At 59.9% G+C, this 23198-nt stretch carries 21 protein-coding genes; 5 read left to right on the top strand and 16 right to left on the bottom strand.

Going from position 1 to position 23198, the window contains the following annotated elements; all coding sequences use genetic code 11:
* Nucleotides 1-4 precede the first annotated feature (4 nt).
* Together PBDP_RS09980 and PBDP_RS09985 are read left to right on the top strand one after the other, a co-directional pair.
* Nucleotides 5-1087 carry a catalase family peroxidase gene (locus tag PBDP_RS09980; RefSeq protein ID WP_212802168.1) on the top strand — a complete coding sequence of 361 codons (1083 nt, stop codon included), beginning with the start codon at nt 5-7 and terminating at the stop codon, nt 1085-1087.
* Complete coding sequence (locus PBDP_RS09985) at nt 1084-1620, top strand: cytochrome b (RefSeq protein ID WP_109751663.1); 537 nt, start codon at nt 1084-1086, stop codon at nt 1618-1620. Before PBDP_RS09980 ends, PBDP_RS09985 begins: the two co-directional genes overlap by 4 nt.
* Before the next feature lie 201 nt (nt 1621-1821).
* Here PBDP_RS09985 and PBDP_RS09990 read toward each other — a convergent pair whose 3' ends face one another.
* Together PBDP_RS09990 and PBDP_RS09995 are read right to left on the bottom strand one after the other, a co-directional pair.
* Complete coding sequence (locus PBDP_RS09990) at nt 1822-2973, bottom strand: M14 family metallopeptidase (RefSeq protein WP_109751664.1); 1152 nt, start codon at nt 2971-2973, stop codon at nt 1822-1824.
* Between the two features lie 493 nt (nt 2974-3466).
* Nucleotides 3467-3808 carry a DUF6124 family protein gene (locus tag PBDP_RS09995; RefSeq protein ID WP_109751665.1) on the bottom strand — a complete coding sequence of 114 codons (342 nt, stop codon included), beginning with the start codon at nt 3806-3808 and terminating at the stop codon, nt 3467-3469.
* A gap of 131 nt (nt 3809-3939) precedes the next feature.
* On the opposite strand from PBDP_RS09995, the gene PBDP_RS10000 reads away from it, so the two are divergent.
* The gene (locus PBDP_RS10000; protein WP_212802169.1) at nt 3940-4587 is read left to right on the top strand and encodes a LexA family protein; all 648 of its coding nucleotides are present in this window, start codon (nt 3940-3942) and stop codon (nt 4585-4587) included.
* Nucleotides 4588-4616: 29 nt separating this feature from the next.
* Here PBDP_RS10000 and PBDP_RS10005 read toward each other — a convergent pair whose 3' ends face one another.
* From PBDP_RS10005 to PBDP_RS10020, 4 genes are read right to left on the bottom strand one after another with little or no spacing between them, the layout of a single operon-like run.
* Entirely contained in the window at nt 4617-6566 is a 1950-nt protein-coding gene (locus PBDP_RS10005; RefSeq protein ID WP_212802170.1) for an acetyl/propionyl/methylcrotonyl-CoA carboxylase subunit alpha, read from the bottom strand.
* Nucleotides 6563-7381 carry a gamma-carboxygeranoyl-CoA hydratase gene (locus PBDP_RS10010; protein WP_109751668.1) on the bottom strand — a complete coding sequence of 273 codons (819 nt, stop codon included), beginning with the start codon at nt 7379-7381 and terminating at the stop codon, nt 6563-6565. Before PBDP_RS10010 ends, PBDP_RS10005 begins: the two co-directional genes overlap by 4 nt.
* 13 nt (nt 7382-7394) lie before the next feature.
* Entirely contained in the window at nt 7395-9002 is a 1608-nt protein-coding gene (locus PBDP_RS10015; protein WP_212802171.1) for a carboxyl transferase domain-containing protein, read from the bottom strand.
* Nucleotides 9003-9013: 11 nt separating this feature from the next.
* A complete protein-coding gene (locus PBDP_RS10020; RefSeq protein WP_109751670.1) occupies nt 9014-10177 on the bottom strand; it encodes an isovaleryl-CoA dehydrogenase in 1164 nt (387 codons plus the stop codon).
* Nucleotides 10178-10362: 185 nt separating this feature from the next.
* Here PBDP_RS10020 and PBDP_RS10025 point away from each other — a divergent pair, with 185 nt between their 5' ends.
* Nucleotides 10363-12060, top strand: a complete 1698-nt coding sequence (locus PBDP_RS10025) for an AMP-binding protein (protein ID WP_212802172.1) — start codon at nt 10363-10365, stop codon at nt 12058-12060.
* 637 nt (nt 12061-12697) lie between these two features.
* Here PBDP_RS10025 and PBDP_RS10030 read toward each other — a convergent pair.
* The 3 genes from PBDP_RS10030 to PBDP_RS10040 form a co-directional block, all read right to left on the bottom strand.
* Complete coding sequence (locus PBDP_RS10030; protein ID WP_109751672.1) at nt 12698-13597, bottom strand: hydroxymethylglutaryl-CoA lyase; 900 nt, start codon at nt 13595-13597, stop codon at nt 12698-12700.
* A 97-nt stretch (nt 13598-13694) separates the two neighbouring features.
* On the bottom strand, nt 13695-14096 hold the full coding sequence (locus PBDP_RS10035; protein WP_057447765.1) for a MerR family transcriptional regulator: 402 nt from the start codon (nt 14094-14096) through the stop codon (nt 13695-13697).
* A gap of 205 nt (nt 14097-14301) precedes the next feature.
* Nucleotides 14302-15234 carry a LysR family transcriptional regulator gene (locus PBDP_RS10040; RefSeq protein ID WP_018611524.1) on the bottom strand — a complete coding sequence of 311 codons (933 nt, stop codon included), beginning with the start codon at nt 15232-15234 and terminating at the stop codon, nt 14302-14304.
* Between the two features lie 177 nt (nt 15235-15411).
* Here PBDP_RS10040 and PBDP_RS10045 point away from each other — a divergent pair, with 177 nt between their 5' ends.
* Nucleotides 15412-16641, top strand: a complete 1230-nt coding sequence (locus PBDP_RS10045) for an acyl-CoA dehydrogenase (RefSeq protein ID WP_212802173.1) — start codon at nt 15412-15414, stop codon at nt 16639-16641.
* A 140-nt stretch (nt 16642-16781) separates the two neighbouring features.
* Here the strand turns inward: PBDP_RS10045 and PBDP_RS10050 are convergent, their stop codons facing one another.
* From PBDP_RS10050 to PBDP_RS10080, 7 genes are all read right to left on the bottom strand, one after another.
* Nucleotides 16782-17651 (bottom strand): oxaloacetate decarboxylase, encoded by an 870-nt coding sequence (locus PBDP_RS10050; protein WP_109751675.1) that lies wholly within the window; start codon nt 17649-17651, stop codon nt 16782-16784.
* A 179-nt stretch (nt 17652-17830) separates the two neighbouring features.
* Entirely contained in the window at nt 17831-18013 is a 183-nt protein-coding gene (locus PBDP_RS10055; RefSeq protein WP_116831917.1) for a hypothetical protein, read from the bottom strand.
* A complete protein-coding gene (locus tag PBDP_RS10060) occupies nt 18010-18693 on the bottom strand; it encodes a transposase (protein WP_212802174.1) in 684 nt (227 codons plus the stop codon). The genes PBDP_RS10055 and PBDP_RS10060 overlap by 4 nt, the downstream gene beginning before the upstream one ends.
* On the bottom strand, nt 18690-19394 hold the full coding sequence (locus tag PBDP_RS10065) for a hypothetical protein (RefSeq protein ID WP_212802175.1): 705 nt from the start codon (nt 19392-19394) through the stop codon (nt 18690-18692). Before PBDP_RS10065 ends, PBDP_RS10060 begins: the two co-directional genes overlap by 4 nt.
* Nucleotides 19395-19594: 200 nt before the next feature.
* The gene (astA, locus tag PBDP_RS10070) at nt 19595-20629 is read right to left on the bottom strand and encodes an arginine N-succinyltransferase (protein ID WP_212802176.1); all 1035 of its coding nucleotides are present in this window, start codon (nt 20627-20629) and stop codon (nt 19595-19597) included.
* Nucleotides 20630-20690: 61 nt separating this feature from the next.
* On the bottom strand, nt 20691-21707 hold the full coding sequence (locus PBDP_RS10075) for an arginine N-succinyltransferase (RefSeq protein ID WP_212802177.1): 1017 nt from the start codon (nt 21705-21707) through the stop codon (nt 20691-20693).
* Nucleotides 21708-21816: 109 nt separating this feature from the next.
* Entirely contained in the window at nt 21817-23166 is a 1350-nt protein-coding gene (locus PBDP_RS10080; protein ID WP_116831922.1) for an APC family permease, read from the bottom strand.
* Between the last annotated feature and the right edge of the window lie 32 nt (nt 23167-23198).

Raw genomic sequence — 23198 nt, forward strand, 5'->3', positions numbered from 1 at the left:
TCTCATGGTTGATCCTTCATCCTCGTCGAGCCGGCCACCCTTGAGTGCCGCCGCCCTGACATTGCGCCTGAGCGGCATCGCCGTGATTGTTGCCGCGTTGGCCGGGGCGTTTGCCTACGTCAATGGCAGCCTCGACCCACAGCGCCTGACACCGCAGGCGCTGGTCAATGTCCTGGAAAAAAACAACGGCGTTCACCCGGGCTTTCGCCGTAACCACTCCAAAGGTGTCTGCGTCGTGGGCTATTTCCAAAGCACGGGCGAGGCCAGCGCCTATTCCAGCGCCCAAGTGTTCTCGCAGCCGCAAACGCCGGTGGTCGGGCGTTTCGCCTTGCCCAGCGGCAACCCCTATGCACCGGACGCAAGCGTGCCGATTCGCAGCCTGGCGCTGCGTTTTACCCAGGCCAACGGCCAGCAGTGGCGCACCGGCATGAACAGCATGCCGGTGTTTCCGGTGGGCACGCCCGAAGCCTTCTACCAACTGCAGCGAGCCCAGTCGCCGGACCCCGCCACAGGAAAACCGAACCCTGCGGCCGTACCGGCGTTCTTTGCCGCTCACCCCGAAGCCGCGCCATTCCTGCAATGGATCAAGACCGCCAAGCCGTCGGCCAGTTATGCCAGCGAAACTTACAACGGCATCAACGCGTTCTATCTGGTCAACCCCGCCGGGCAACGCCAGGCGGTGCGCTGGGGCGTGGTGCCGATGACTCAGGACGCTGCGGATACGACGCCACCCCAGGGGGCCGACTTCCTCGAGCAAGACTTGGTGAAGCGTCTCGCCGCCGGGCCGTTGCGCTGGCAACTGAACATCACCTTGGCCAACCCGGGTGATCCGGTGAACGACGCCAGCAAGGCCTGGCCCGCTGACCGCAAGGTACTCAATGCCGGCACGCTGGTGTTGGAGCGTACCCAGGCGCAGGACAACGGCGAATGCCGCGACATCAACTATGACCCGCTGATCTTGCCCCAAGGGATCGAAGGTTCCGACGATCCGCTGCTGGTCGCGCGCTCCGCTGCCTATGCCAGTTCCTACCTGCGGCGCACCAGCGAAGTGAACCAATTGCCCACCCACCAGGAGTCCCGCCCATGAGCGCCCCTCGTCACTTTGCACCGCTGGCTCGGTTGCTGCACTGGCTGATGGCATTGATGATCATCGCCATGCTGTTTATCGGCGCGGGCATGGTCGCCTCGGTGTCCGAGCGCCATGAATGGCTGCTTCAGTTGCACAAGCCATTGGGTATCGCGATTTTGCTGTTGGTGATCGTGCGCCTGGTGGTGCGCTTCAGTACCCGACAACCACCGCTGCCGGCCGATCTGCCAGGCTGGCAAGTGTTGGCGGCGAAGGCTTCGCATGTATTGCTGTACGCCTTGATGCTGGTTCTGCCGCTGCTGGGCTGGGGCATGATTTCGGCGGCGGGGGATCCGGTGATGCTCGGCAATTGGTTGCAACTGCCCTCGATCCTGCCAGCGCACGCCCAGACGTTCGCGCTGCTGCGCAAGGCCCACGGGTACCTGGCTTACTTGCTGTTCCTGACTGTGCTGGTGCATCTGGCGGCGGCGTTGTTTCACGCGTGGGTGCGTCGGGATGAGGTGTTGGACAGCATGTTGCGCGGCAAGGGCTGAGGTCGTTGCTCTCTGAGAGGCAAATAACCCGTGGCGAGGGGATTTATCCCCGCTGGGTTGCGCAGCAACCCCAACGAAGGCTATGCGATTTTCCTGACTCACCGCAGGGCAAGCAGGGGGCTGCTTCGCAGCCCGGCGGGGATAAATCCCCTCGCCACAGGATGTCCAGCATGACAGGCGATGGGTTCAGGTATTGGAACCTCAGCGCAACTCGTCGACCATGGCCTCGATGGTGCTCAACACATCCTTGCCCAGTTGCATCGAGCGTTTGCCAGACCAGCCGGTGATCGGGTTCGGGTGATCGTTGTGGTCCTTGAACGGCATTTCCAGGGTCAGGGACAGGCAGTCATATTTCTGCCCGACCGCATTACAGGCCAGGGTCATGTTGGCCTGGCCCGGTTCGTCGCGGGTGTAGCCGTGAGCTGTCTGGAAGTCTTTGGTCTGGTGCTTGAGATGGCTGCGAAAGCGCTCTTCGAGTTTGGCGATGCGTGGCGTGTAGCCTGGGTTGCCTTCGCAACCGGCGGTGAAGACGTGGGGGATTTCCTCATCGCCGTGAGCGTCGAGGAACAGATCGACGCCGTACTTTTCCATTTGCTGTTGTACGAAAAAAACCTCGGGGCTGATTTCCGGACTGGCGTTCTGCCAGGCACGGTTGAGATCCTGGCCCATGGCGTTGGTTCGCAGATGACCGTGGAATGCGCCGTCGGGGTTCATGTTCGGTACCAGGTACAGATCGGCCTTGGCGAGCAACCGGTTCAGTTGCGCATCGTCATGGTGCTGGAGGCGTTCGATCACGCCTTCCATGAACCATTCGGCCATGTGCTCACCGGGGTGCTGCTGGGCGATGATCCAGATTTTGCGTCGGCCTTCGGCACCGTTGCCCTTGCGCAGCAGTTGAATGTCACGGCCTTCCACGCTTTTACCGACGGCCAATAGCTCGGTGCCGGCCTTGTGCTGCGCTTGTTCGATCAGCCAATCATGACGACCGCGGCTGTAGGGTTCGAAGTAGGCGAACCAGGCGTGGGGTTGTTCGGCCTCCAGATGAAAGCGCAGGGCGTCGCCTTCAAACTGGGTCGGAATGCGGAACCAATTGACGTGGTCGTAGGAGGCAACGGTCTGGTAGCCCGTCCAGGCCTTGTTATAGGACGATTGACTGGCGTTGAGCAGGCGGAAGGAATATTCCTGGCCGACATGCAGGCCGCTGGCCTTGAAGTGGAACCACTGGAAATGGGCACTGCGGGTGTCGGGCCTGATCTTGAGCAACGACTGCAACGGGTTGCTGATGTCGACGACCTCGATGTTGCCGCTGTCGAAATTGGCACTGATATCAAAGGAAGATTTAGCCACGGTCACGATTCCTGGAAAGGATTTTCATGCCGTTACTTTACACGCAAGGAAGGCGAATCGAGACGATTTAAGTCACGTAAACGAGGGGGCGTCCTCCCTGGACGCCGAGCCAGCTTAGAGAGTCTGCAATTGATTCTCAAGTGCTGGTTAGCGATAGATTTCGCCTGTGTGGCGGGAGGGCTCTTGTAAACGGATATTCATTTGCTATCATCGCCGCCACCGAATTGGCAGCATCCAAAAAGACTTCATTAGCCTGAAGCCATAAGCCGAAAAATCGGCAAAAAAAGACCCGGCAAAAAGCCGGGTCAAAAACCGTGATTAGCCTGATGAGGAGATATTCCAGAAGTCCGACCTAAGGTCTTCTGGTCTATCGACTGATCTCGCGACCAGCTGATGCAATAATAATCATTATCATTTGCAAGTCAAATGGTTTTATCGCATCGATTGGAAAATTTTTCTCGTCGTTCGCGTTCGCGACGACATTCCCAATGTGTTACTCCTAGCGGGCAGGGTAACCATCCAGGGATCGGTCAAGCATCACCTTGACCAGATCGATCATGTGCACCACCGAAAATGCCAGGTCACGGCTCGAACCATTCAACTGGTTGGCGGACTCGTGGGCGGTCGCCGCGGCACAACGCAGCAGGTCGCACGCATGAACGAGGGCTTCTTCTGCGCTGATATTGTGGTTGACGTCGAAGAAGCGATGTTCTGCCGGTGCCTGCGAAACACCTGGTTTCAGGTAGTAGTCGAGGGCACGTTTGGCCGCCGGACAATCCTGCAAGGGAGGAAACGTACCGTCGAAAGGGCTGCTGGGCTGGTCTTTGCTGGGTGTATCCATGGTGATGGAAATCTCCGTGTAGGGGGCTGAACTCCTGAATCCAGAATAGTACTTATCGTAATTGTGACGATAATTTAAATACTACAATTTGTGTTTTGAATGGTCACAGTCACCCACGTATCGTGCCGCACATGGATAAATGGATAGAGTTGGTCAAGGCCAAGATGAAGGAGCTGCGCATCACGCAAGTGGTGCTCGCAGAGCGGTTGGGAATGTCCCAGGGCGGCGTCGGCCATTGGCTGACCAAGCGCCGGCAACCCAGTGTCGAAGACATGAACCGGGTCCTGCGGGAGCTGGGGCTGGAGTTTCTGGAGGTGGCAATGGTGATTCGCGAGCCGGACACCTCCACGGACGAAGGCATGGCCCTGGCGCAGAAGTACAACCCGTACTTCCGCTACCCGGTCAGTGAATGGCATGAGGTTGGCGGGGTTCGCGAAGGTGATCCTGGCGCCTACAGCCAGGCGCGCTACGAGCTGACGGACTACCACGCCCTGGGCGATGCATTCTGGCTGGTAGTGGTGGGCGATGCGATGACCGCACCCAGCGGGTTGAGCATTCCCGAGGGTATGTCGATCCTGGTGGATCCGGCCATCGAGGCGGTGCCTGGCAAATTGGTGGTCGCCTGCTTGCCTGGCAGCAGTGACGCGACCTTTCGCAAATTGATCGAAGAGAGCGGTCAGCGTTACCTGGTTCCGCTCAATCCGACTTACCCGAAAAACCTGTACACCGAACAGTGCCGCCTCATCGGTGTGGTGGTGCAGGCTACCATCAGGTTCTGACTGGATCGGCCCTGGGAGCGGGCCGATTTCTATTCTTCGAACGCCACCAGGGCACTGCCCTCGCTGACCATTTCACCTTCCTGGCAATACAGTGCCTTGATCACACCGGCCTTCGGCGCCCGAATGCTGTGCTCCATTTTCATGGCCTCCAGTACCACCAGTTGCGCCCCGGCCTCCACCGTTTGGCCGACACTCACCAATACCCGCACGATACTGCCATTCATGGGCGCAGCCAGGCCACCTTGATGGCTGTGGCTGGCCTCGGCGGCGGCCAGAGGGTCGTACAGGTCGATCCGGTGCAGGTCACCCGCCCATTGCAGATACAGGCTATCGCCCCGGCGAATGGCCCGATGGCTGCGGCGCAGGCCGTGTTGCTCGATTATCAGTTGCTCGCCCTTGAGTTCCGCGCGGCGGGCGCTGATGTCCAGCGTTATCGCGCGATCCTGGCCTTCGCAGCTCAGGTGCAGGGTGGTTTCCCTGGGCAGCCCCAGGCGCAGCCCGGTGGTGCTGGCCCAAGGTGAATCGGCGTCATCACCGCGTACGCGCGGTGTCAGGCTCAAGGCGAATCCCTGGGCGGCTGCGGACCAGAACGCGTCATCCAATTCGCCAGGCTCTGGCAGTAATTGCCCCTGGTAGCGTGGGATAAATCCGGTATCCAGCTCCGCCGCCGCAAAAGCGGGGTGGGCCACGATTCGTCGCAGAAAACCAATGTTGGTTTTCAGCCCGCCAATGGCAAATTCGTCGAGCATGCTCAACAGCCGCAAGCGCGCCTGCTCACGGTCTTCACCCCAGGCAATCAGCTTGCCGAGCATCGGGTCGTAGAACGACGAGATCTCGTCACCTTCCTCCACCCCACTGTCGACCCGCCGCCCCGGCCCCTCGGCCGATTCGCGATACAACGCCAGGCGCCCGGTGGCCGGCAGGAAATCGTTGACCGGATCCTCGGCATACAGCCGTACTTCGATGGCGTGACCCAGCAGCGGCACTTGCGCTTGAGTGATCGGCAATGGCTCGCCTTGGGCGACGCGGATCTGCCAGGCCACCAGGTCCAGTCCGGTGATCGCTTCGGTGACCGGATGCTCGACTTGCAACCGGGTGTTCATCTCCATGAAGAAAAACTCGCCCCGCGCATCCAGCAGAAACTCCACCGTACCGGCCCCGACATAACCAATCGCCTGGGCCGCGCGCACGGCGGCTTCGCCCATCGCCCGCCGCAGTTGCGGGGTCAGGCCGGGCGCGGGGGCTTCTTCCACCACTTTCTGGTGGCGGCGCTGGATCGAGCAATCGCGTTCGTTGAGGTACAGGCAGTTGCCGTGCTGGTCGGCAAATACCTGGATTTCCACATGGCGCGGCTTGAGCAGATATTTTTCCACCAGCATCCGTGAGTCGCCGAACGAGGACTGCGCTTCACGCTGGGCCGAGGCCAGGGCTTCGGCCAATTGGCTGACGTCCTCGACGACTTTCATGCCCTTGCCGCCACCGCCGGCTGTGGCCTTGAGCAAAACCGGGTAGCCGATGCGCTCGGCGGCGTCGCGAAAGGTGTCCAGGTCCTGGGCTTCGCCGTGATAACCGGGTACCAGGGGCACCCCGGCGGTTTCCATCAAGGTCTTGGCCGCCGATTTGCTGCCCATGGCATCAATGGCCGAGGCCGGTGGACCAAGGAAGATCAGTCCAGCGTCTTCAATCGCCCGGGCGAACCCGGCGTTCTCGGACAGAAAGCCATAGCCGGGGTGGATGGCCTGGGCGCCGCTGGCTTTTGCGGCGGCGATCAATTTGTCGATTTGCAGGTAGCTGTCGGCGGCCTTGCTGCCGCCCAGGTCGACGCGAATGTCGGCTTCGCGGCTGTGGCGGGCATCGCGGTCGGTGGCGCTGTGTACGGCAACGGTGGTCAGGCCCATGGCCTTGGCGGTGCGCATCACGCGGCAGGCGATTTCGCCACGGTTGGCAACCAGTAACGTGGTGACGGAGGGGGCGCTCATCGACGCGGCTCCTTATGACTCGATTCGGCTTGCCAGTTCGGCGCGCGCTTTTGCAGGAAGGCCCGCAGACCTTCCTGGCCCTCCGGGCTGACGCGAATACGGGCGATGGCGTTTTCGGTGTAGCGCCGCAGCGCCGGGGTGAGGGCGCCGTTACCGACTTCGCGCAACAGTTCCTTGCTGGCGCGCATGGCCGCCGGGCTGTTGAGCAACAGATTGTCGATCCATTGCTCGACTTGCTGGTCGAGGGTTTCGGCCGGGTAACTTTCCGACAGCAAACCGATTTCTTTCGCGCGTTGCCCGTCGAAGCGTTCTGCAGTCAGGGCATAACGACGCGCCGCACGCTCGCCGATGGCTTGCACCACGAACGGGCTGATCACCGCCGGCGCCAGGCCAATGCGCACTTCCGACAGACAGAACTGTGCTTCATCGGCGCCAATGGCCATGTCACAGGCGCTGATAAGCCCCAGTGCGCCACCGAACGCCGCACCCTGGACGATGGCTAGCGTGGGAATCTTCAGCTTGGCGAGGTTGTACATCAGCTCCGCCAGTTCCCGGGCATCATCAAGGTTGGTGTGGTAGTCGAGCTCGGCCGATTGCTGCATCCAGGCCAGGTCGGCGCCAGCGCTGAAATGCTTGCCGCGCCCGCGGATCAGCAGGAAACGCAAGTTTGGATCGCTGCTGACGTGGTCCAGGGCAAGGATCAGTTCGCGGATCATTTCGGCGTTGAACGCGTTGTTTTTCGACTCGCGGCTGAGCCACAGGGTGGCAACGCCCCGTGGGTCGGTGTGCAGTTCGAGGGTGTTGAAGTTATCCATGGTCATTCCCCGTTTACATCCGGAACACGCCGAAGCGGCTCGGTTCGATAGGCGCGTTCAGTGACGCGGACAAGGCCAGGCCCAGTATGTCGCGGGTCTGGGCCGGGTCGATGACGCCGTCGTCCCACAGCCTGGCGCTGGAATAATAGGGGTGGCCCTGTTCTTCGTATTGATCGAGGATCGGCTGCTTGATCTCGGCTTCCTGCTCGGCGCTGAAGGGATGGCCGCTGCGTTCGGCCTGCTCGCGCTTGACCTGCACCAGCACGCCGGCCGCCTGTTCGGCGCCCATCACGCCAATCCGCGCGTTTGGCCACATCCACAGGAACCGCGGGTCGTAGGCGCGACCGCACATGCCATAGTTGCCCGCGCCGAAGCTGCCGCCGATGATCACGGTGAATTTCGGCACTTTGGCACAGGCGACCGCCGTCACCAGTTTGGCACCATGCTTGGCGATGCCGCCCGCTTCGTACTTCTGCCCGACCATGAAGCCGGTGATGTTCTGCAGGAACAGCAGCGGAATCCCGCGCTGACACGCCAGTTCGATGAAGTGCGCGCCTTTCTGCGCGGCCTCGGCGAAGAGGATGCCGTTGTTGGCGAGGATCGCGACCGGGTAGCCGTGCAAGTGAGCGAAGCCGCACACCAGCGTCGTTCCGAACAGCGCCTTGAATTCGTCGAACACCGAACCGTCCACCAGGCGCGCGATCACTTCCCGGACATCGAACGGTTGCTTGGCGTCGGCCGAAACCACACCGTACAGCTCATCGCTCGAGTACAGCGGGGCGATGGGCAGGTGTTGCTGCAACTGCCCCTGTTTGTGCCAGTTGAGGTTGGCGACGCTACGACGGGCCAGGGCCAGGGCATGTTCGTCGCTGTCGGCGTAATGGTCGGCCACGCCGGAAATCTTGCAGTGCACGTCGGCACCGCCCAAGTCTTCGGCACTGACCACCTCGCCGGTGGCGGCTTTCACCAAGGGTGGTCCGGCGAGGAAAATCGTCGCCTGCTGGCGGACCATGATCGCCTCGTCCGCCATGGCCGGCACATAGGCGCCACCAGCGGTGCAGGAACCCATGACCACGGCAATCTGCGGGATGCCCTGGGCACTCATGTTGGCCTGGTTGAAGAAGATCCGGCCGAAGTGCTCGCGGTCCGGGAACACTTCGTCCTGGCGTGGCAGGTTGGCGCCGCCCGAATCCACCAGGTAAATGCACGGTAGGCGATTTTGCTGGGCGATGGTCTGGGCGCGCAGGTGCTTCTTCACCGTCAGTGGATAATAAGAGCCACCTTTGACCGTCGCGTCGTTGGCGACAATCATGCATTCGACGCCTTCCACGCGACCAATGCCGGCAATCACGCCGGCCGCCGGCACATCTTCGCCATAGACTTCGTGAGCCGCCAACGGGCTGATCTCCAAAAACGGCGAGCCCGGATCCAGCAGCCGGTTGATGCGCTCACGGGGCAGCAACTTGCCCCGCGACGTATGCCGTTCCTGGGCCTTGGGGCCGCCGCCTTGGCGCACTTGCGCGAGCAAGGTGCGCAGGGCCTCGACGTGTCCGAGCATCGCATCGCGGTTGGCTATGAACTCCGGGGAGCGTGGGTTGAGCTGAGTGTGCAGCGTGGCCATGGTCAGCTCCGTTAGCGGGTTTCGTTGAACAGTTCGCGGCCGATCAACATCCGACGAATCTCACTGGTGCCAGCACCGATTTCGTACAGCTTGGCGTCACGCAGCAGGCGACCGGCCGGGAATTCATTGATGTAGCCGTTGCCACCGAGGATCTGGATGGCGTCGAGGGCCATTTGCGTGGCGCGTTCGGCGCTGTAGAGGATCACCCCGGCGGCGTCCTTGCGGGTGGTTTCGCCGCGCTCGCAGGCCTGGGCCACGGCATATAGATAAGCGCGGCTGGCGTTGAGCTGGGTGTACATGTCGGCGACCTTGCCCTGGATCAGCTGGAATTCGCCGATGCTTTGGCCGAATTGCTTGCGGTCGTGGATGTACGGCACGATCAGGTCCATGCACGCCTGCATGATCCCGGTCGGACCGCCGGAGAGTACGACGCGCTCGTAATCGAGACCGCTCATCAGCACTTTCACGCCGCCATTGAGCACACCGAGGATGTTTTCTTCCGGCACTTCGACGTCATCGAAAAACAGCTCGCAGGTGTTGGAGCCACGCATGCCGAGCTTGTCGAACTTGTTGCTGCGGCTGAAGCCTTTCCAGTCGCGCTCGACGATGAAGGCGGTGATGCCGTGGGGACCTTTTTCCAGGTCGGTCTTGGCGTAGATCACATAGGTGTTGGCATCGGGACCGTTGGTGATCCAGGTCTTGCTGCCGTTGAGCACGTAACGGTCGCCACGCTTGTCGGCCCGCAGTTTCATGGAGACCACGTCGGAGCCGGCGTTCGGCTCGCTCATGGCCAGGGCGCCGATGTGTTCGCCGCTGATCAGCTTGGGCAGGTACTTGGTTTTCTGTTCGTGGTTGCCGTTGCGGTTGATCTGGTTCACGCAGAGGTTGGAGTGGGCGCCGTAGGAGAGGGCGACCGAGGCCGAGCCGCGACTGATTTCTTCCATCGCCACCACGTGGGCCAGGTAGCCCAGGCCAGCACCGCCATATTCTTCCGGTACGGTAATGCCCAGCAGGCCCATGTCGCCGAACTTGCGCCACATGTCGGCGGGAAACAGGTTATCGATATCGATCTGCGCTGCTCGCGGCGCCAGTTCGGCCTTGACGAAGGCCTGCACCTGGTCGCGGAGCATGTCGATGGTTTCGCCGAGGGCAAAATTCAGGGATGGGTAGCTCATGGGACACCTTTGGCTTTTTTATCGGGTGTGGAGAGTGGCGGGATGGCTCTCACCTTTACGTTAACGTAAGCCTGCGACGAGAAGCTGTCAATCGCCCTTTACGTTAACGTCAACTTGAGCGAGAGTAACTGTGCTCTGCATCAGGTTCACCGCTACACCCACTAATAAAGACAAGAGGGGGCGTCATGGATCAACCCGGTTCGCATTCGCAGCTCAGCTACACCCGTGGCTCCCAGGCCAAGGCCTTGTTGGCGCAAACCATCGGCGAGGTTTTCGACCAGACCGTAGCCCGGTATCCAGAGGGCGAGGCGCTGGTGGTTCGCCATCAATCGCTACGCTATACCTGGCAACAACTGGCCGAGGCCGTCGATCTGCACGCCCGCGCCTTGTTGGCGTTGGGCTTGAAAACCGGTGATCGCCTTGGCGTGTGGGCGCCCAATTGCGCCCAGTGGTGCATCAGCCAGTTCGCCAGTGCGAAGATCGGCGTCATTCTGGTCAACATCAATCCGGCCTATCGGGTTTCTGAACTCGAATACGTGCTCAAACAATCCGGATGCCAATGGCTGGTGTGTGCCGGGGCGTTCAAGACCTCGGATTATCACGCCATGTTGCAAACGCTGGCGCCAGAGCTGGCAGAGCAATCGATCGGCCACCTGCAGAGTGAGCGCTTGCCGGATTTGCGAGGCGTGATCAGCCTCGATCCCCAGCCGCCTTCAGGCTTTCTGCCCTGGGCGCAATTGGCAGGCCTTGGTGCGGCGGTTACGCCTGAACAACTGGCCGAGCGTCAGGCCAGCCTGCATTTCGATCAGCCGGTGAACATCCAGTACACCTCCGGCACCACCGGCTTTCCCAAGGGCGCGACCCTCAGCCATCACAACATTCTCAATAACGGTTACATGGTCGGCGAAAGCCTGGGCCTGAGCGCTGGCGATCGGTTGGTGATCCCGGTGCCGCTCTACCATTGCTTCGGCATGGTCATGGGCAACCTGGGTTGCATGACTCACGGCAGCACCATGATCTACCCCAACGATGCCTTCGACCCGTTGCTGACGCTAAAGGCCGTGGCCGAGGAAAAAGCCACTGCACTGTATGGCGTGCCCACCATGTTCATCGCCATGCTGGACCAGCCACTGCGAGGTGATTTTGACTTGTCCAGCCTGCGCACCGGGATCATGGCAGGCGCCACATGCCCCATCGAAGTGATGCGGCGGGTCATCAACGAAATGCACATGGCGCAAGTGCAGATTGCCTACGGCATGACGGAAACCAGCCCGGTGTCATTGCAGACTGGTCCTTCAGACGAACTGGAATTGCGCGTGACCACCGTCGGCCGCACCCAGCCGCAACTGGAAAGCAAAATTATCGATGAGGCAGGCAATGTCGTCCCGTGTGGCGCCGTTGGCGAACTGTGTACCCGTGGTTACAGCGTGATGCTGGGTTACTGGAACAACCCCAAGGGCACCGCCGATGCCATCGACTCCGATGGCTGGATGCACACCGGTGACCTGGCGACCATGGACGAGCAGGGCTATGTGCGCATCGTCGGACGTAACAAGGACATGATCATCCGTGGTGGCGAGAATGTTTACCCGCGCGAGCTGGAAGAGTTCTTCTTCACCCATCCGGCCGTGGCGGACGTGCAAGTGATCGGCATCCCGTGTTCGCGCTACGGCGAGGAAATCGTCGCCTGGATCAAGTTCCATCCCGGCCACAGCGCCAGCGAGCAAGAGCTGCAAGCCTGGTGCAAGGAGCGTATTGCCCACTTCAAGACGCCGCGTCATTTCAAATTCGTCGAGGAATTCCCGATGACGGTCACCGGCAAGATCCAGAAATTCCGCATGCGCGAAATCAGCATCGAAGAACTGCGCAAGAAGGAAGACTAGCCACAAGACCTGTGGGCGCGAGCCTGCTCGCGATGCGGTGTGTCGGTCAAAGCGCTGTGGCTGATACACCGCCTTCCAAACAACCGAAAAACCAAAACCCCAGACAGCACAAAGGGGAGCCGAAGCTCCCCTTTAATTTTGTCGTCGCGTGCTCTTTTTTTATTATTGAGGGGCGGCCTGTTGTTGTTTTTGGCAGCCGTGGCCCTTTACCGCTGTTTTTGGCGATCCCCATCCGGGATCAAGAGCAAACGTATTTTTTTGAGCGCTGATCTGCTTTTTCGCCTTGCGATCCAACCGATTCGGGAGCTACCTGAAGGTAGTTTTATTATTCTCTGCCCGGTTGCGGGTTGCTTCTGGAAGCACCCTGAAAAGCACATCTTCTCCAAAAAAATCTGTTAGCTGCGTCTCTGCCGTGTTGTTTTTGTTATGTCAGAGTCGTTTCGTCTTGTTTTTATTGGGTTTGCTGCGTTTTTTTATTCTTGTTATGCCAGAGATATAGCAGGTGGCGTGCCAACTTTTAAAAACTCATATAAATCAATGAGTTGTGTTTTTAGGCTGAAAAAGCTGACGGGCCAAACCTGACAAATTGTTTCCGTGTTACTCGTTTCGCCGCTGTTACAAAGCCAGCGGTAACACCTCACTGTGCGCTACGGGCCTTGGCGACACGCGACCCGCTAGGACGACCGAGCACATCACAGATCTGCCGACCCGCGGCAATCAGGGCATTCAGATCGACACCGGTTTCGATACCCAGCCCATCGAGCAGGTACAGCACGTCTTCGGTGGCAACGTTACCGCTGGCGCCCTTGGCATAAGGGCAGCCGCCAAGGCCGGCGATGGAGCTGTCGAACACCGCGATGCCTTCCAGCAGGCTGGCGTACACGTTGGCCATGGCCTGGCCGTAGGTATCGTGGAAGTGTCCGGCGAGCTTGTCCCGCGGCACCTCGGCGCCCACCACTTCGAACATCCGGCGTGTGGCGCCAGCGGTGCCTGTGCCGATGGTGTCACCCAGGGAGACCTCGTAGCAGCCCATCGCATACAGTTCCCGAGCGACCCAAGCCACCTGCTCAGGCTTGACCGCACCTTCATAGGGGCAGCCCAGTACGCAGGACACGTAGCCGCGCACACTGACGCCGTGCTGCCTGGCGGCCTCCATGATCGGCGCGAAGCGCTCCAGGCTTTCCTTGATAGAGCAGTTGATGTTGCGCTGGGAGAACGCTTCGGACGCGGCGGCGAATACCGCGACTTCTTTTACGCCCGCCGCCAGCGCGTCTTCAAAGCCCCGTAGGTTTGGTGCCAGAGCGCCATAGGTCACACCCGGCTTGCGTTGGATCTGCGCGAACACCTCGGCGGAGCCGGCCATTTGTGGCACCCACTTGGGCGAGACGAAACTGCCGACTTCGATGTAGCCCAGGCCGGCGGCGCTCAAGGCATCTACCAGGCGCACCTTGTCGGCGACGCTGATGGGCTGTGCTTCATTCTGCAGGCCGTCACGAGGGCCGACTTCGATCAAGCGTACAAAGGAGGGGAGGGACATGGGGATTGACCTGTGGTGGGGGGTGCCAATATATCGAGAGCAATGATGAGCCATTGTGGGAGCGAGCAGGCTCGCTCCCACAGTTTTTTAGAAAGTGTTACTGGACGATTTCCTCGCCTTTGATCGTTTGCTCCAGCGCCTGGATACAGCGTTCTTCAGCGGTGTCGAGTTCCAGCTTCATCTGTTCGATGTCCAGCAATTGCTGTTCGAGTTGTTCCCGGCGCTCGGCGATTTTCGCCAGCATGCTGTGCAACTGCTTCTGATTGCCGCTGGAGGGATCGTAGAGTTCGATCAGCTCGCGGCACTCGGCCAGGGAAAAACCGATGCGTTTGCCCCGCAGGATCAACTTCAGGCTGACCTTGTCCCGCGGCGAGTAAATACGTTCCTGGCCCCGTCGCTCCGGGCTCAACAGGCCTTGTTCTTCATAGAAGCGGATGGCCCGGGTGGTGATATCCAGCTCGCGGGCGAGGTCGGAGATGCTGTAGGTCTGACTGCTCATGAACGCGCTCGAAACGAAAGGGACTGGCGCTAAGCTAATGGCAGGTTGACGTTCGCGTCAAGCAGTCGCAGGTGTGTTGTCCGTGCGGGCCCCTTCGCGAGCAAGCCCGCTCCCACATTGGTCTGAGTGCACGCTGCATTTGTGTACGGCGCACAACCTGTGGGAGCGGGCTTGCTCGCGAAGAACGATGACGCGGTCTATAGCCTTACACCACCTTATCGAGCTTCTTCTCATGGGCCGTCACCTGCTGGCACAGCTCGATCATCTGCTCGCGCATCCAGCGGTTGGCGGGGTCCTGGTCGGTGCTTTCGTGCCAGTACAAGTGGGTTTCCACCGGTGGCACGTCGTTGACCGGGAGCAGGAAGGCGTGCAAATCGTGACGACGGGCAAAGCGTTCGGGAACGGTCATGACCATATCGGTCTGCTGTAGCACCTGGGAGGCCATCAGGTAGTGCTGGGAGCGCAGGGCGATCTTGCGCTGGATGCCCATCTTGCCGAGGGCCAGGTCGACATAACCCAGGCCGTTGCGGCGACTCGAAATATGCACGTGGGTCTGGGCCAGGTAATCGTCGAGGCTGATCTTTTCCTTGCCCGCCAATGGATGGCCCTTGCGCATGGCGCACACGTAGCGATCTTCCATCAACTTGACGTGGCGCACCTGCGGGTCGGTGTTGAGCGGCGCGTCGACGGCGAAATCGAGGCGGCCGGCGGCCAGTTCCTTGGTGGTTTCACGGCGCTTGGAGAGGAAGCTTTCGATCGCCACGGTCGGTGCCAGGCGGCGCAGGCGTTGGAACAGCAGGGGCAGGATCACGCCTTCAGTGAGGTCGGTCATGCTGATGCGGTAGGTCTTGACCGCCTGCAACGGGTTGAAGATCCGGCTTTCCTGCACCGATACCCGCAGCAGCGACAAGGCGTTGCGCACCGGACCGATGATGTTCTGGGCCATGGGCGTCGGCACCATCCCTTGGGCAGTGCGCACGAAGAGTGGGTCGTTGAAGGTCTCCCGCAGGCGGGCCAGGGCATTGGACACGGCCGGCTGAGTGATGCCGACGATCTGCCCGGCGCGGGTCAGGTTGGCTTCGGTGTAGATCGCATCGAAGACAATGAAAAGGTTGAGGTCGACCTTGCTCAGATTCATGGCGCTGCACTCTTGTTCTTGGGCTTGTTGTGAGGTGCCGGGTGGCGATGAGAATCAGTGAAACATATATCGGTGATGAATGTTAATACACGCCGAGAATAGGTTAGGTAAATTTTCGTAGCTGAACTAGCATCGATTTCATGACCTAAAACAACCTCTGCCCAGAAGGTGCTGCTCATGGATTTTGCGTATTCCCCCAAGGTTCAGGAACTGCGTGAACGTGTCACGGCGTTCATGGATGCCTACGTCTACCCAGCCGAAGCGGTGTTCGAACGGCAAGTGGCCGAAGGCGACCGCTGGCAACCCACGGCCATCATGGAAGAGCTCAAGGCCAAGGCGAAGGCTGAAGGTTTGTGGAACCTGTTCCTGCCAGAATCCGAGCTGGGTGCCGGCCTGACCAACCTGGAATATGCGCCATTAGCGGAGATCATGGGCCGTTCGCTGTTGGGGCCGGAGCCGTTCAACTGCTCGGCGCCGGACACCGGCAACATGGAAGTACTGGTGCGTTATGCCAATGACGAACAAAAGCAGCGCTGGCTCGAGCCACTGCTGCGCGGCGAGATTCGCTCGGCCTTTGCCATGACCGAGCCGGACGTCGCCTCCTCGGACGCCACCAACATGGCCGCCCGTGCTGAGCGTGACGGTGATGAATGGGTGATCAACGGCAAGAAGTGGTGGACTTCAGGGGCCTGTGACCCGCGCTGCAAAATCCTGATCTTCATGGGCCTGAGCAATCCCGATGCGCCACGGCATGCCCAGCACTCGATGATCCTGGTTCCGGTGGATACGCCTGGGGTAAAAATCGTCCGGCCACTGCCGGTGTTCGGCTACGACGATGCGCCGCACGGGCATGCCGAAGTGCTGTTCGATAATGTGCGGGTGCCGTACGAAAATGTCTTGTTGGGTGAAGGACGTGGTTTCGAAATTGCCCAGGGTCGCCTCGGTCCTGGTCGCATTCATCACTGCATGCGTTCCATCGGCATGGCCGAGCGCGCCTTGGAATTGATGTGCAAGCGGGCCGTCAGCCGCACGGCCTTCGGCCAGCCGTTGGCGCGCCTGGGCGGTAACGTCGACAAGATTGCCGACTCGCGAATGGAAATCGACATGGCGCGCCTGCTGACCTTGAAGGCGGCGTATATGATGGACACCGTTGGCAATAAAGTGGCGAAAAGCGAAATCGCCCAGATCAAGGTCGTCGCGCCGAATGTGGCCTTGAAAGTCATCGACAGGGCGATCCAGATCCACGGTGGCGCCGGGGTCTCCAACGATTTCCCGCTGGCCTACATGTACGCCATGCAACGGACCCTGCGCCTGGCCGACGGCCCCGATGAAGTCCACCGCGCCGCCATCGGCAAGTTCGAGATTGGCAAGTACGTGCCCAGGGAGATGTTGCGTAGCAAGGGCTAGGATCTGGCCCACCAAGGGCCTCTGTGGGAGCAAAGCTTGCTCGCGATAGCGGTGGGTCAGCTTGCATCAATGTAGGAGGTACCACCGCCATCGCGAGCAAGCTTTGCTCCCACAGGCTAATCCTGTGGGAGCGAGTCCTCTTACTCCTTGACGCTCATGTACTCCTCGGCCCAGCGGATGTAGTCCTCGGGCTGGGTGTAGGTATGAGTCAGTTCGGTGGCGTTGAGGTCTGACGCCTGGGTGAATATCTGCCGTTGTTCGCGAAGGCTGTCATACGTGGCCTTGATCGCGGCGAAATAGGCGCCGTGGCCGTCGATGGTCACGCGCACGCCCAACTCGGCCAGGCGCTTGTCGTCGCGCAGCAGTGGGTTGCCATAAGTGACAAGCATCAGCGGCACCGTCAGGTTTTCGCTGATCTTCTCCAGGTGATCGAAGTCCTGCACGCCCACCATGCAAATCCCGTCCGCCCCGGCACGTTCATATTGCTGGGTCCGGCTGATGATTTCCTGGACCGGCAGAATACCGGCGTTGGTCCGGGCAATGATCGCCATTTCCGAATCGACTCGCGCCTCCAGGGCTGCACGAATCTTGCCGACGCCTTCGGCGACGCTGATCAGGTCGGTGGACTTACGCCCGAACTGGGCCGGCAGCAAGGTGTCCTCGATGGTCAACGCCGCAATGCCGGCACGTTCCAGTTCGACGATGGTGCGCATCACGTTCAGGGCATTGCCGTAGCCGTGGTCGGCGTCGGCAATGACCGGTAGTTGGGCCACGCGGCCGATGCGGGTGGCCTGTTCGGCAAATTCGCTCAGGGTGATCAGAGCGAAGTCCGGCGCGCCCAATACTTGCAACGACGCCACCGAGCCTCCCAGGATGCCCACTTCAAAACCCAGGTCGGCGGCGATACGCGCCGACATGGGGTCAAATACCGATGCGGTGTGGTAGCAGGTCTTGGAAGCCAGCAGTTGACGGAAGTCACGACGCAAATCTTGATGGGAAAGCCTGGACATATGAGTTCCACCAATGGAATGGAAAGGCTTGAGCAAAAGTGTCAACGCCGAAAGATCCAAAGGCTATCACGTGGCAAGCGCAAAGATGATGACGAATGTGTATGGGCGATGCGTTTACGGCATCGAAGAAAGGCCGCAGGCCCGGAAAGTCTGCAGCCGGGTGAAGGCCATCAAGCTATTCAGTCTTCGGTCGGTAGGCTCCAGAGTTGCTTGATCTCATGGATGTTTCCGACGTTGAAGCGGGTGGGGAATCCAGGAATTGTGCAGTGAGTGTCGTTCGTCAATTGGACCGCGGTATCGACCACATCGGTACCTGCCCGCAGCAATGGAGCTTGCTCCCAGTCTTTCATCAGTTTATTCAAGTTTCTTCCTCCTTTCTTTGGTTACTGGACAGTGAAGGGCTACCGGCATCGAGCAGCGACAGCGTATCGGTAAACAACGCGATTTCTTGCGCCGCTACGCCGGGGTATAGAGGGTAATAATTCCTGTCAAAACACCAGGCTTCGTCGATCTTGTCCAAACGTTCGGGATGGATAAGCAGACTGAGGGATGCAGACATTGTGTTCGGGGCTATTTGCTTATGGATTACCCGCAAGGCAGGCATGTACAAGACTTTTCCTGGCGCAAGTTTAAGTCTTCGCGCTTTACCCAAGCGGGGTCTTTTACCTTTTTGCAGGGGTAGATCATCGAGTATTTCCCGGGTAATGGTGGTGTAGCCATCTCCGCTGTAGCCGACCGAATAAATTTCAAAGTCGTGACTGTGATTCAGGTCGTAAATGAAAGTTTCGCGCTCATCCTGCGTCTTTACCGGGGACCAAAACCCCAGGCGAAGGGTGAATAAAGAATTTTTATACAGAACAAAACCATAAGCGTTATAGAGGTTGTTGCGTGTACTAAAGCCGTCTTGCTGGAGGGTGGAATAAAGATGATTGCTCAATAAACAACGGTTTGACGCCAACTGACGCAAATCCGCAATGATTCTGGTTCTGTCTCGCTGCAGGTCATAGGTATTCAGGCGCTCAATAAAAGCTTCCAGCTTCATGTCGCCTGCTCCAATGGGCGAAGCAAGTTGTCCAGGCGCGTATTTTTGAGTTTTTTCAGCAGTGGGACGTAGTTCAGCGCGTTTTGCGGGTCAGCCCGATAAAGCATCTGGAAGGCTTTCCAGGCCACGGCGGGGTGATAGTGGTAGATCAGCTCCCCGGCAACCCTGGCGCCTCCTGGGTCCTGGATTGTTTCGAGCAGTTCGAGGCTCACCAGGTACCGGGCGGCACTGCCGTCATGAGGCAGCCAGGCGGTTTTGCGCAATGAGGCACGGTCAAATACGCTGATGTCCGAACTTCGGTCGGGAAAGTTAATTCTGCCGATCAACCCCGCCTGTTTTCGGCTCTGTTGGGAGTAGTCGAACAGGGTTCGACTACCATCGATGACCAGAGGATTGTTGTTGTCGATGATCCGAGTGTCAGCTTTTTCAAGTTGATGCCCGTCAAGGATGTATTGCTGGACTTCGAAGGGGCGATCCAGTGCGAATAAAATACTCTGGCCGGGCACCGAGTACAGTTGCGAAGAAGTATTGTTGAACGCAAGTGCCTTGATACTGATATTGCCAATGTCCGTGCAGTGCAATGTGAGGGTGCCCGTGTGCGGGTTGGTCATGTTCATGATGGTTGCGCGGCGAGACTGCGCCGTAGCAAAATTTTGTTGAGCGTACAGGTCTTCGATCAATTGCTTGATTTGCGCGCTCATGTCTAATGTCGTGATTGTCTGCGCTACGTATTCGGGCGGTAGTCTTGTGGCAATCAGATTTCTGATCATGAACATTGCCGTTACAGTGGGGGCGGTGCGCGAAAGTATGGGGCTCGAGTTAGTGAGTGGCAATTATGCAATTGTGGAGAAGTATTGCTGCTTAATGATATTGATTATCCAACGCTGGGCGATACCCAGGGCTACGCCGCCTCCGCCTGCTGCCCCAACTTGGGCAATGCCACGGCGCGCACCGTATCGCCCGGTTGTACCTGCAGGCGTTTGGCGGTGAGGCGATCGACGAGCAGCTTGTTGCCATGCTGGTGCGCACGGGCGCTGGTGACACGGCAATTTTCCAGGCGTCGATTGTAGATCAGCCAGACCGGTGCCTGTTCGTCCGGGGTGCCAATGACCAGGGTCAGCGCCTGGCTATCGCGTACGGTGCGGATCTTCGACACCGGCGCCTCGATCACCGGGCCACCGTCAAAAATATCGATGTAGCCTTTGTGGCTGAAACCCTCGGCGCTGAGGATTTTCATGGCCGGCTCGGTGTTCGGGTGAGCCTTGCCGATCACCGCCTGGGCCTGTTCGGTGAGCAGACAGGTATACAGCGGCTGGCGTGGCATCAGCTCGGCGATGAACGATTTGTTGCCCATGCCGGACAACTGATCGGCGTAGCTGAAATCCTTCTTGAAAAAGTGCCTTCCCAGGCTGTCCCAGAACGGCGAACAACCCTGTTCATCGGCATGGCCCCGCAGTTCGGCAATCAGTTTTTCACCGAACAGCTGGGAATATTCGGCAACGAACAACAGGCGCGCCAAGGACAACAGACGTCCGTTATGGCCACGGCGTTGTTCGGGGTGCAGGAACAACGAGCAGATTTCCGATTGCCCGGACATCTCATTGTTCAGGAACAGGGTCGGGATCTGCCGCTGGATCCCCAGCTCCGGCGCCGAGCTGACGGTCAGTCCGACCCGATAGTTGTACCAGGGTTCGCGCAGCCCGACCGCGCCGGTCAGGGCGCTGATACCCACCACCTGCCGGTCATCGTCTTCGAGCACGAACAGATAATCGGCGTCGGCACGTTCGACTTGCCCGGCAAAGGTCCGCTGGGCCCAGCGAACGCGGTGGGCCAGGCGTTCTTCGCTGGCCGGCAGGCTGGTGAAACCGGGGCCTGCGCAACGGGCCAGGTCCAGCAATGCGGGCAGATCGGTGAGGGCGACCGGACGGACAATCATGATGCAGCTCCTTCATCGTGTCGGCCCGGGCGCCGATGCATGCCAACGGATCGAGTGAGGTTCATAGGGCAACCACCCGGATCCGCTCGCCATCGATGATGTCCAGGGCGGCCAGCATGTCAGGCGACAAAGCCACGGGCCCCTCGGTGTTGACGTCCAGCCCGGCGACGATGGCCCGATAGTTTCCAAGGCGGTCGTTGCTCACCAGGTAATGGCCTCTTGCATCAATCTGCCGGCTTTGCCGGGCCGTGGCGATTCGACTTTGCGTGATGGTGCGAATGTTTGCGATACGGGCATGCACGGTCGGCCCGCCGTCGAAGATATCGACGTAGCTGTTGGTCTCGAAACCCTCGCGCGCCAGGATGTCGAAGGCTTCCTGGCCGTCGGGATGGACCCGGCCGATACAGGCCTGGGCCGCTGGGGGGAGCATGGGTACGTAGATTGGATACTGCGGCATCAGTTCGGCGAGAAAGGTGCGGCTCTGCAAGCCACACAACCGTTCGGCTTCGACGTAGGGCAGGTCGAAGAAGTGCTGGCCGATGGCGTCCCAGAAAGGCGACTGGCCGTCTTCGCTGCTGAAACCGACGATTTCGGTGATGACCGATTCGGCGAAGCGTTGCGGGTGAGCCGCGATGAACATCAGCCGGGCCCGGGACAACAGCTCCGATTCCGGCGTGCGCACCCGCTCGGCGTCGATGTGGAAGCTCCGCAGCAGCGTCTGCCCGGTGAGGTCCTGGCACAGCGACAGCGCCGGCACGCCATGCTGGATGTTCAGCTCTCGGGACTCGCTGGAAAACGGCCGGTTGCGCAAGCTGTAGAACGGTTCGTTGCAACCGGTGCTGGCGAGAATTTCCGAGCAGCCGACCAGACGCCCGGATTCCTGGTCCTGCAAGACAAAAAAGTAATTCTCTGCGCCAGGGCTCTGCACATCGGCCTCGAACGAGGCGCACGAATCGAGGATCTTTTCCTCCAGGCGCCCGCTATCGTCCGGCAGCGACGTGACGCCCACCAGGCTGTCACGGGCCAATTGTTGCAATTGTGGCAGATCGGTTAATTGAACTGGACGTAAGGCCAGCATGGATTGCACTCCTGTTCCAAGAGCCCGGTGACAGGCACCGGGCTTGACGATCACTGTCGATGTCCACGCGTTGTAACCATGGTTGGCCGAATCCTTCGACCGCCGGCCCTCACCGACCGGCCGGATCGGGCACGGTGCCAGGGGTGCCGAATTTATTGAGCACACACAGATAGACCACGCCCGCGGCAATCCAGATCAGGCCGAGCTTCTGCGCCGCCACGCCCATGTTGTACATGATGGCCGCGACGATCACGAAGCCGATCAATGGGCAGATCAAGTGGCGAATCAGCTGGCCGGACTGCTGGCGGCGCCAGTAGTGGTTGATGACGGTGATGTGCAGCAACATGAAGCCGCTCAGGGCGCCGAAGTTGACCAGGGAGGTGAGGGTGTCCACGGCGTCGATGAACAGGTAGCAGATCAGCAGCGAGAGCACCGCCACCAGGTAGATGCTCAAATACGGGGTGTTGTGTTTGGGATGGACCTTGGCCAGCACCTTGGGCAACTGGCCGTCCCGGGCCATGCCGAACAACAGGCGCGACACGGCCGCCTGGGAGGTGATCGCCACCGCCACGCCCCAGGCCAGGGCCGTGGCAACCGCGGTCAAGGTGGCCAGCCAACTGCCAGCCGCCAGTTCAGCGATTTCATAGAACGCGGTGTCGGCGGACTTGAAACCCATGCCGGCCGCCAGGTCCGTGGCGATCCAGGTTTGCACCACGAAAATCGCCCCCATCACCAGCAAGGTCACCAGCGCCGCCTTGCCGACGCTGCGGCCCGGGTCGCCCTTGATTTCTTCCGCAAGGGTGGAAATGGCATCGAAGCCCAGGAACGACAATACTGCGATGGACACGGCTTGCATCAGCAGGGCGAAGTTGAAGTGTTCCGGGCTGTACAGCGGCGCCAGGGTCAGTTGGCCGTTTCCAGCCCCACCGTGCAGGGCATTCCAGGCGTAGAACAGGAAAATCCCCAATACCACCAACTGCGCCAGCAGGAAAATGATGTTCATCCGCGCAGTGAAGGTGATGCCCCGCAGGTTCACGAAGGTCGCACTCACCAGGAAGGCCAGGATGAAACCGACCTTGGGAATGTCCGGGTACAAATGGTTCAGCGCCATGGCGGCGTAGACATAGAGCAGCGGCGGGATCAGTAGATAGTCCAGCAGCATCAGCCAGCCGGCGATGAACCCGACGTGTGGGTTGAGGCCGCGTTGCGCGTAGGAATAGACCGAACCTGCCACCGGAAAGGCTCGGGCCATGCTGCCGTAGCTCAGGGCAGTAAACAGCATCGCCACCATGCCGATGATGTACGCCAACGGCACCATCCCCGGTGCTTCGGCGTTGACGTAGCCATACACGCCGAACGGTGCGATGGGGATCATGAAAATCATCCCGTATACCACCAGGTCTGTCAGCGACAGGCCGCGCTTCAATTCCTGTTTGTAGCCAAATGCCTCAATGCTCATGAGCCGTTTTCCTTTTCAGCTGTGGGTTGCTC

Source organism: Pseudomonas sp. St290 (assembly GCF_018325805.1).
Classification (GTDB): Bacteria; Pseudomonadota; Gammaproteobacteria; order Pseudomonadales; family Pseudomonadaceae; genus Aquipseudomonas; species Aquipseudomonas bijieensis.

Coding starts and splice junctions, on each gene's coding strand:
- PBDP_RS10020 (WP_109751670.1), bottom strand. CDS start 10,177: ATGAGCTACCCATCCCTGAATTTTGCCCTCGGCGAAACCATCGACATG.
- PBDP_RS09985 (WP_109751663.1), top strand. CDS start 1,084: ATGAGCGCCCCTCGTCACTTTGCACCGCTGGCTCGGTTGCTGCACTGG.
- PBDP_RS10030 (WP_109751672.1), bottom strand. CDS start 13,597: ATGTCCCTCCCCTCCTTTGTACGCTTGATCGAAGTCGGCCCTCGTGAC.
- PBDP_RS10015 (WP_212802171.1), bottom strand. CDS start 9,002: ATGGCCACGCTGCACACTCAGCTCAACCCACGCTCCCCGGAGTTCATA.
- PBDP_RS10035 (WP_057447765.1), bottom strand. CDS start 14,096: ATGAGCAGTCAGACCTACAGCATCTCCGACCTCGCCCGCGAGCTGGAT.
- PBDP_RS10010 (WP_109751668.1), bottom strand. CDS start 7,381: ATGGATAACTTCAACACCCTCGAACTGCACACCGACCCACGGGGCGTT.
- PBDP_RS10075 (WP_212802177.1), bottom strand. CDS start 21,707: ATGCTGGCCTTACGTCCAGTTCAATTAACCGATCTGCCACAATTGCAA.
- PBDP_RS10025 (WP_212802172.1), top strand. CDS start 10,363: ATGGATCAACCCGGTTCGCATTCGCAGCTCAGCTACACCCGTGGCTCC.
- astA (WP_212802176.1), bottom strand. CDS start 20,629: ATGATTGTCCGTCCGGTCGCCCTCACCGATCTGCCCGCATTGCTGGAC.
- PBDP_RS10060 (WP_212802174.1), bottom strand. CDS start 18,693: ATGAAGCTGGAAGCTTTTATTGAGCGCCTGAATACCTATGACCTGCAG.
- PBDP_RS10080 (WP_116831922.1), bottom strand. CDS start 23,166: ATGAGCATTGAGGCATTTGGCTACAAACAGGAATTGAAGCGCGGCCTG.
- PBDP_RS09995 (WP_109751665.1), bottom strand. CDS start 3,808: ATGGATACACCCAGCAAAGACCAGCCCAGCAGCCCTTTCGACGGTACG.
- PBDP_RS10045 (WP_212802173.1), top strand. CDS start 15,412: ATGGATTTTGCGTATTCCCCCAAGGTTCAGGAACTGCGTGAACGTGTC.
- PBDP_RS10050 (WP_109751675.1), bottom strand. CDS start 17,651: ATGTCCAGGCTTTCCCATCAAGATTTGCGTCGTGACTTCCGTCAACTG.
- PBDP_RS09980 (WP_212802168.1), top strand. CDS start 5: ATGGTTGATCCTTCATCCTCGTCGAGCCGGCCACCCTTGAGTGCCGCC.
- PBDP_RS10005 (WP_212802170.1), bottom strand. CDS start 6,566: ATGAGCGCCCCCTCCGTCACCACGTTACTGGTTGCCAACCGTGGCGAA.
- PBDP_RS10040 (WP_018611524.1), bottom strand. CDS start 15,234: ATGAATCTGAGCAAGGTCGACCTCAACCTTTTCATTGTCTTCGATGCG.
- PBDP_RS10065 (WP_212802175.1), bottom strand. CDS start 19,394: ATGAGCGCGCAAATCAAGCAATTGATCGAAGACCTGTACGCTCAACAA.
- PBDP_RS10000 (WP_212802169.1), top strand. CDS start 3,940: ATGGATAAATGGATAGAGTTGGTCAAGGCCAAGATGAAGGAGCTGCGC.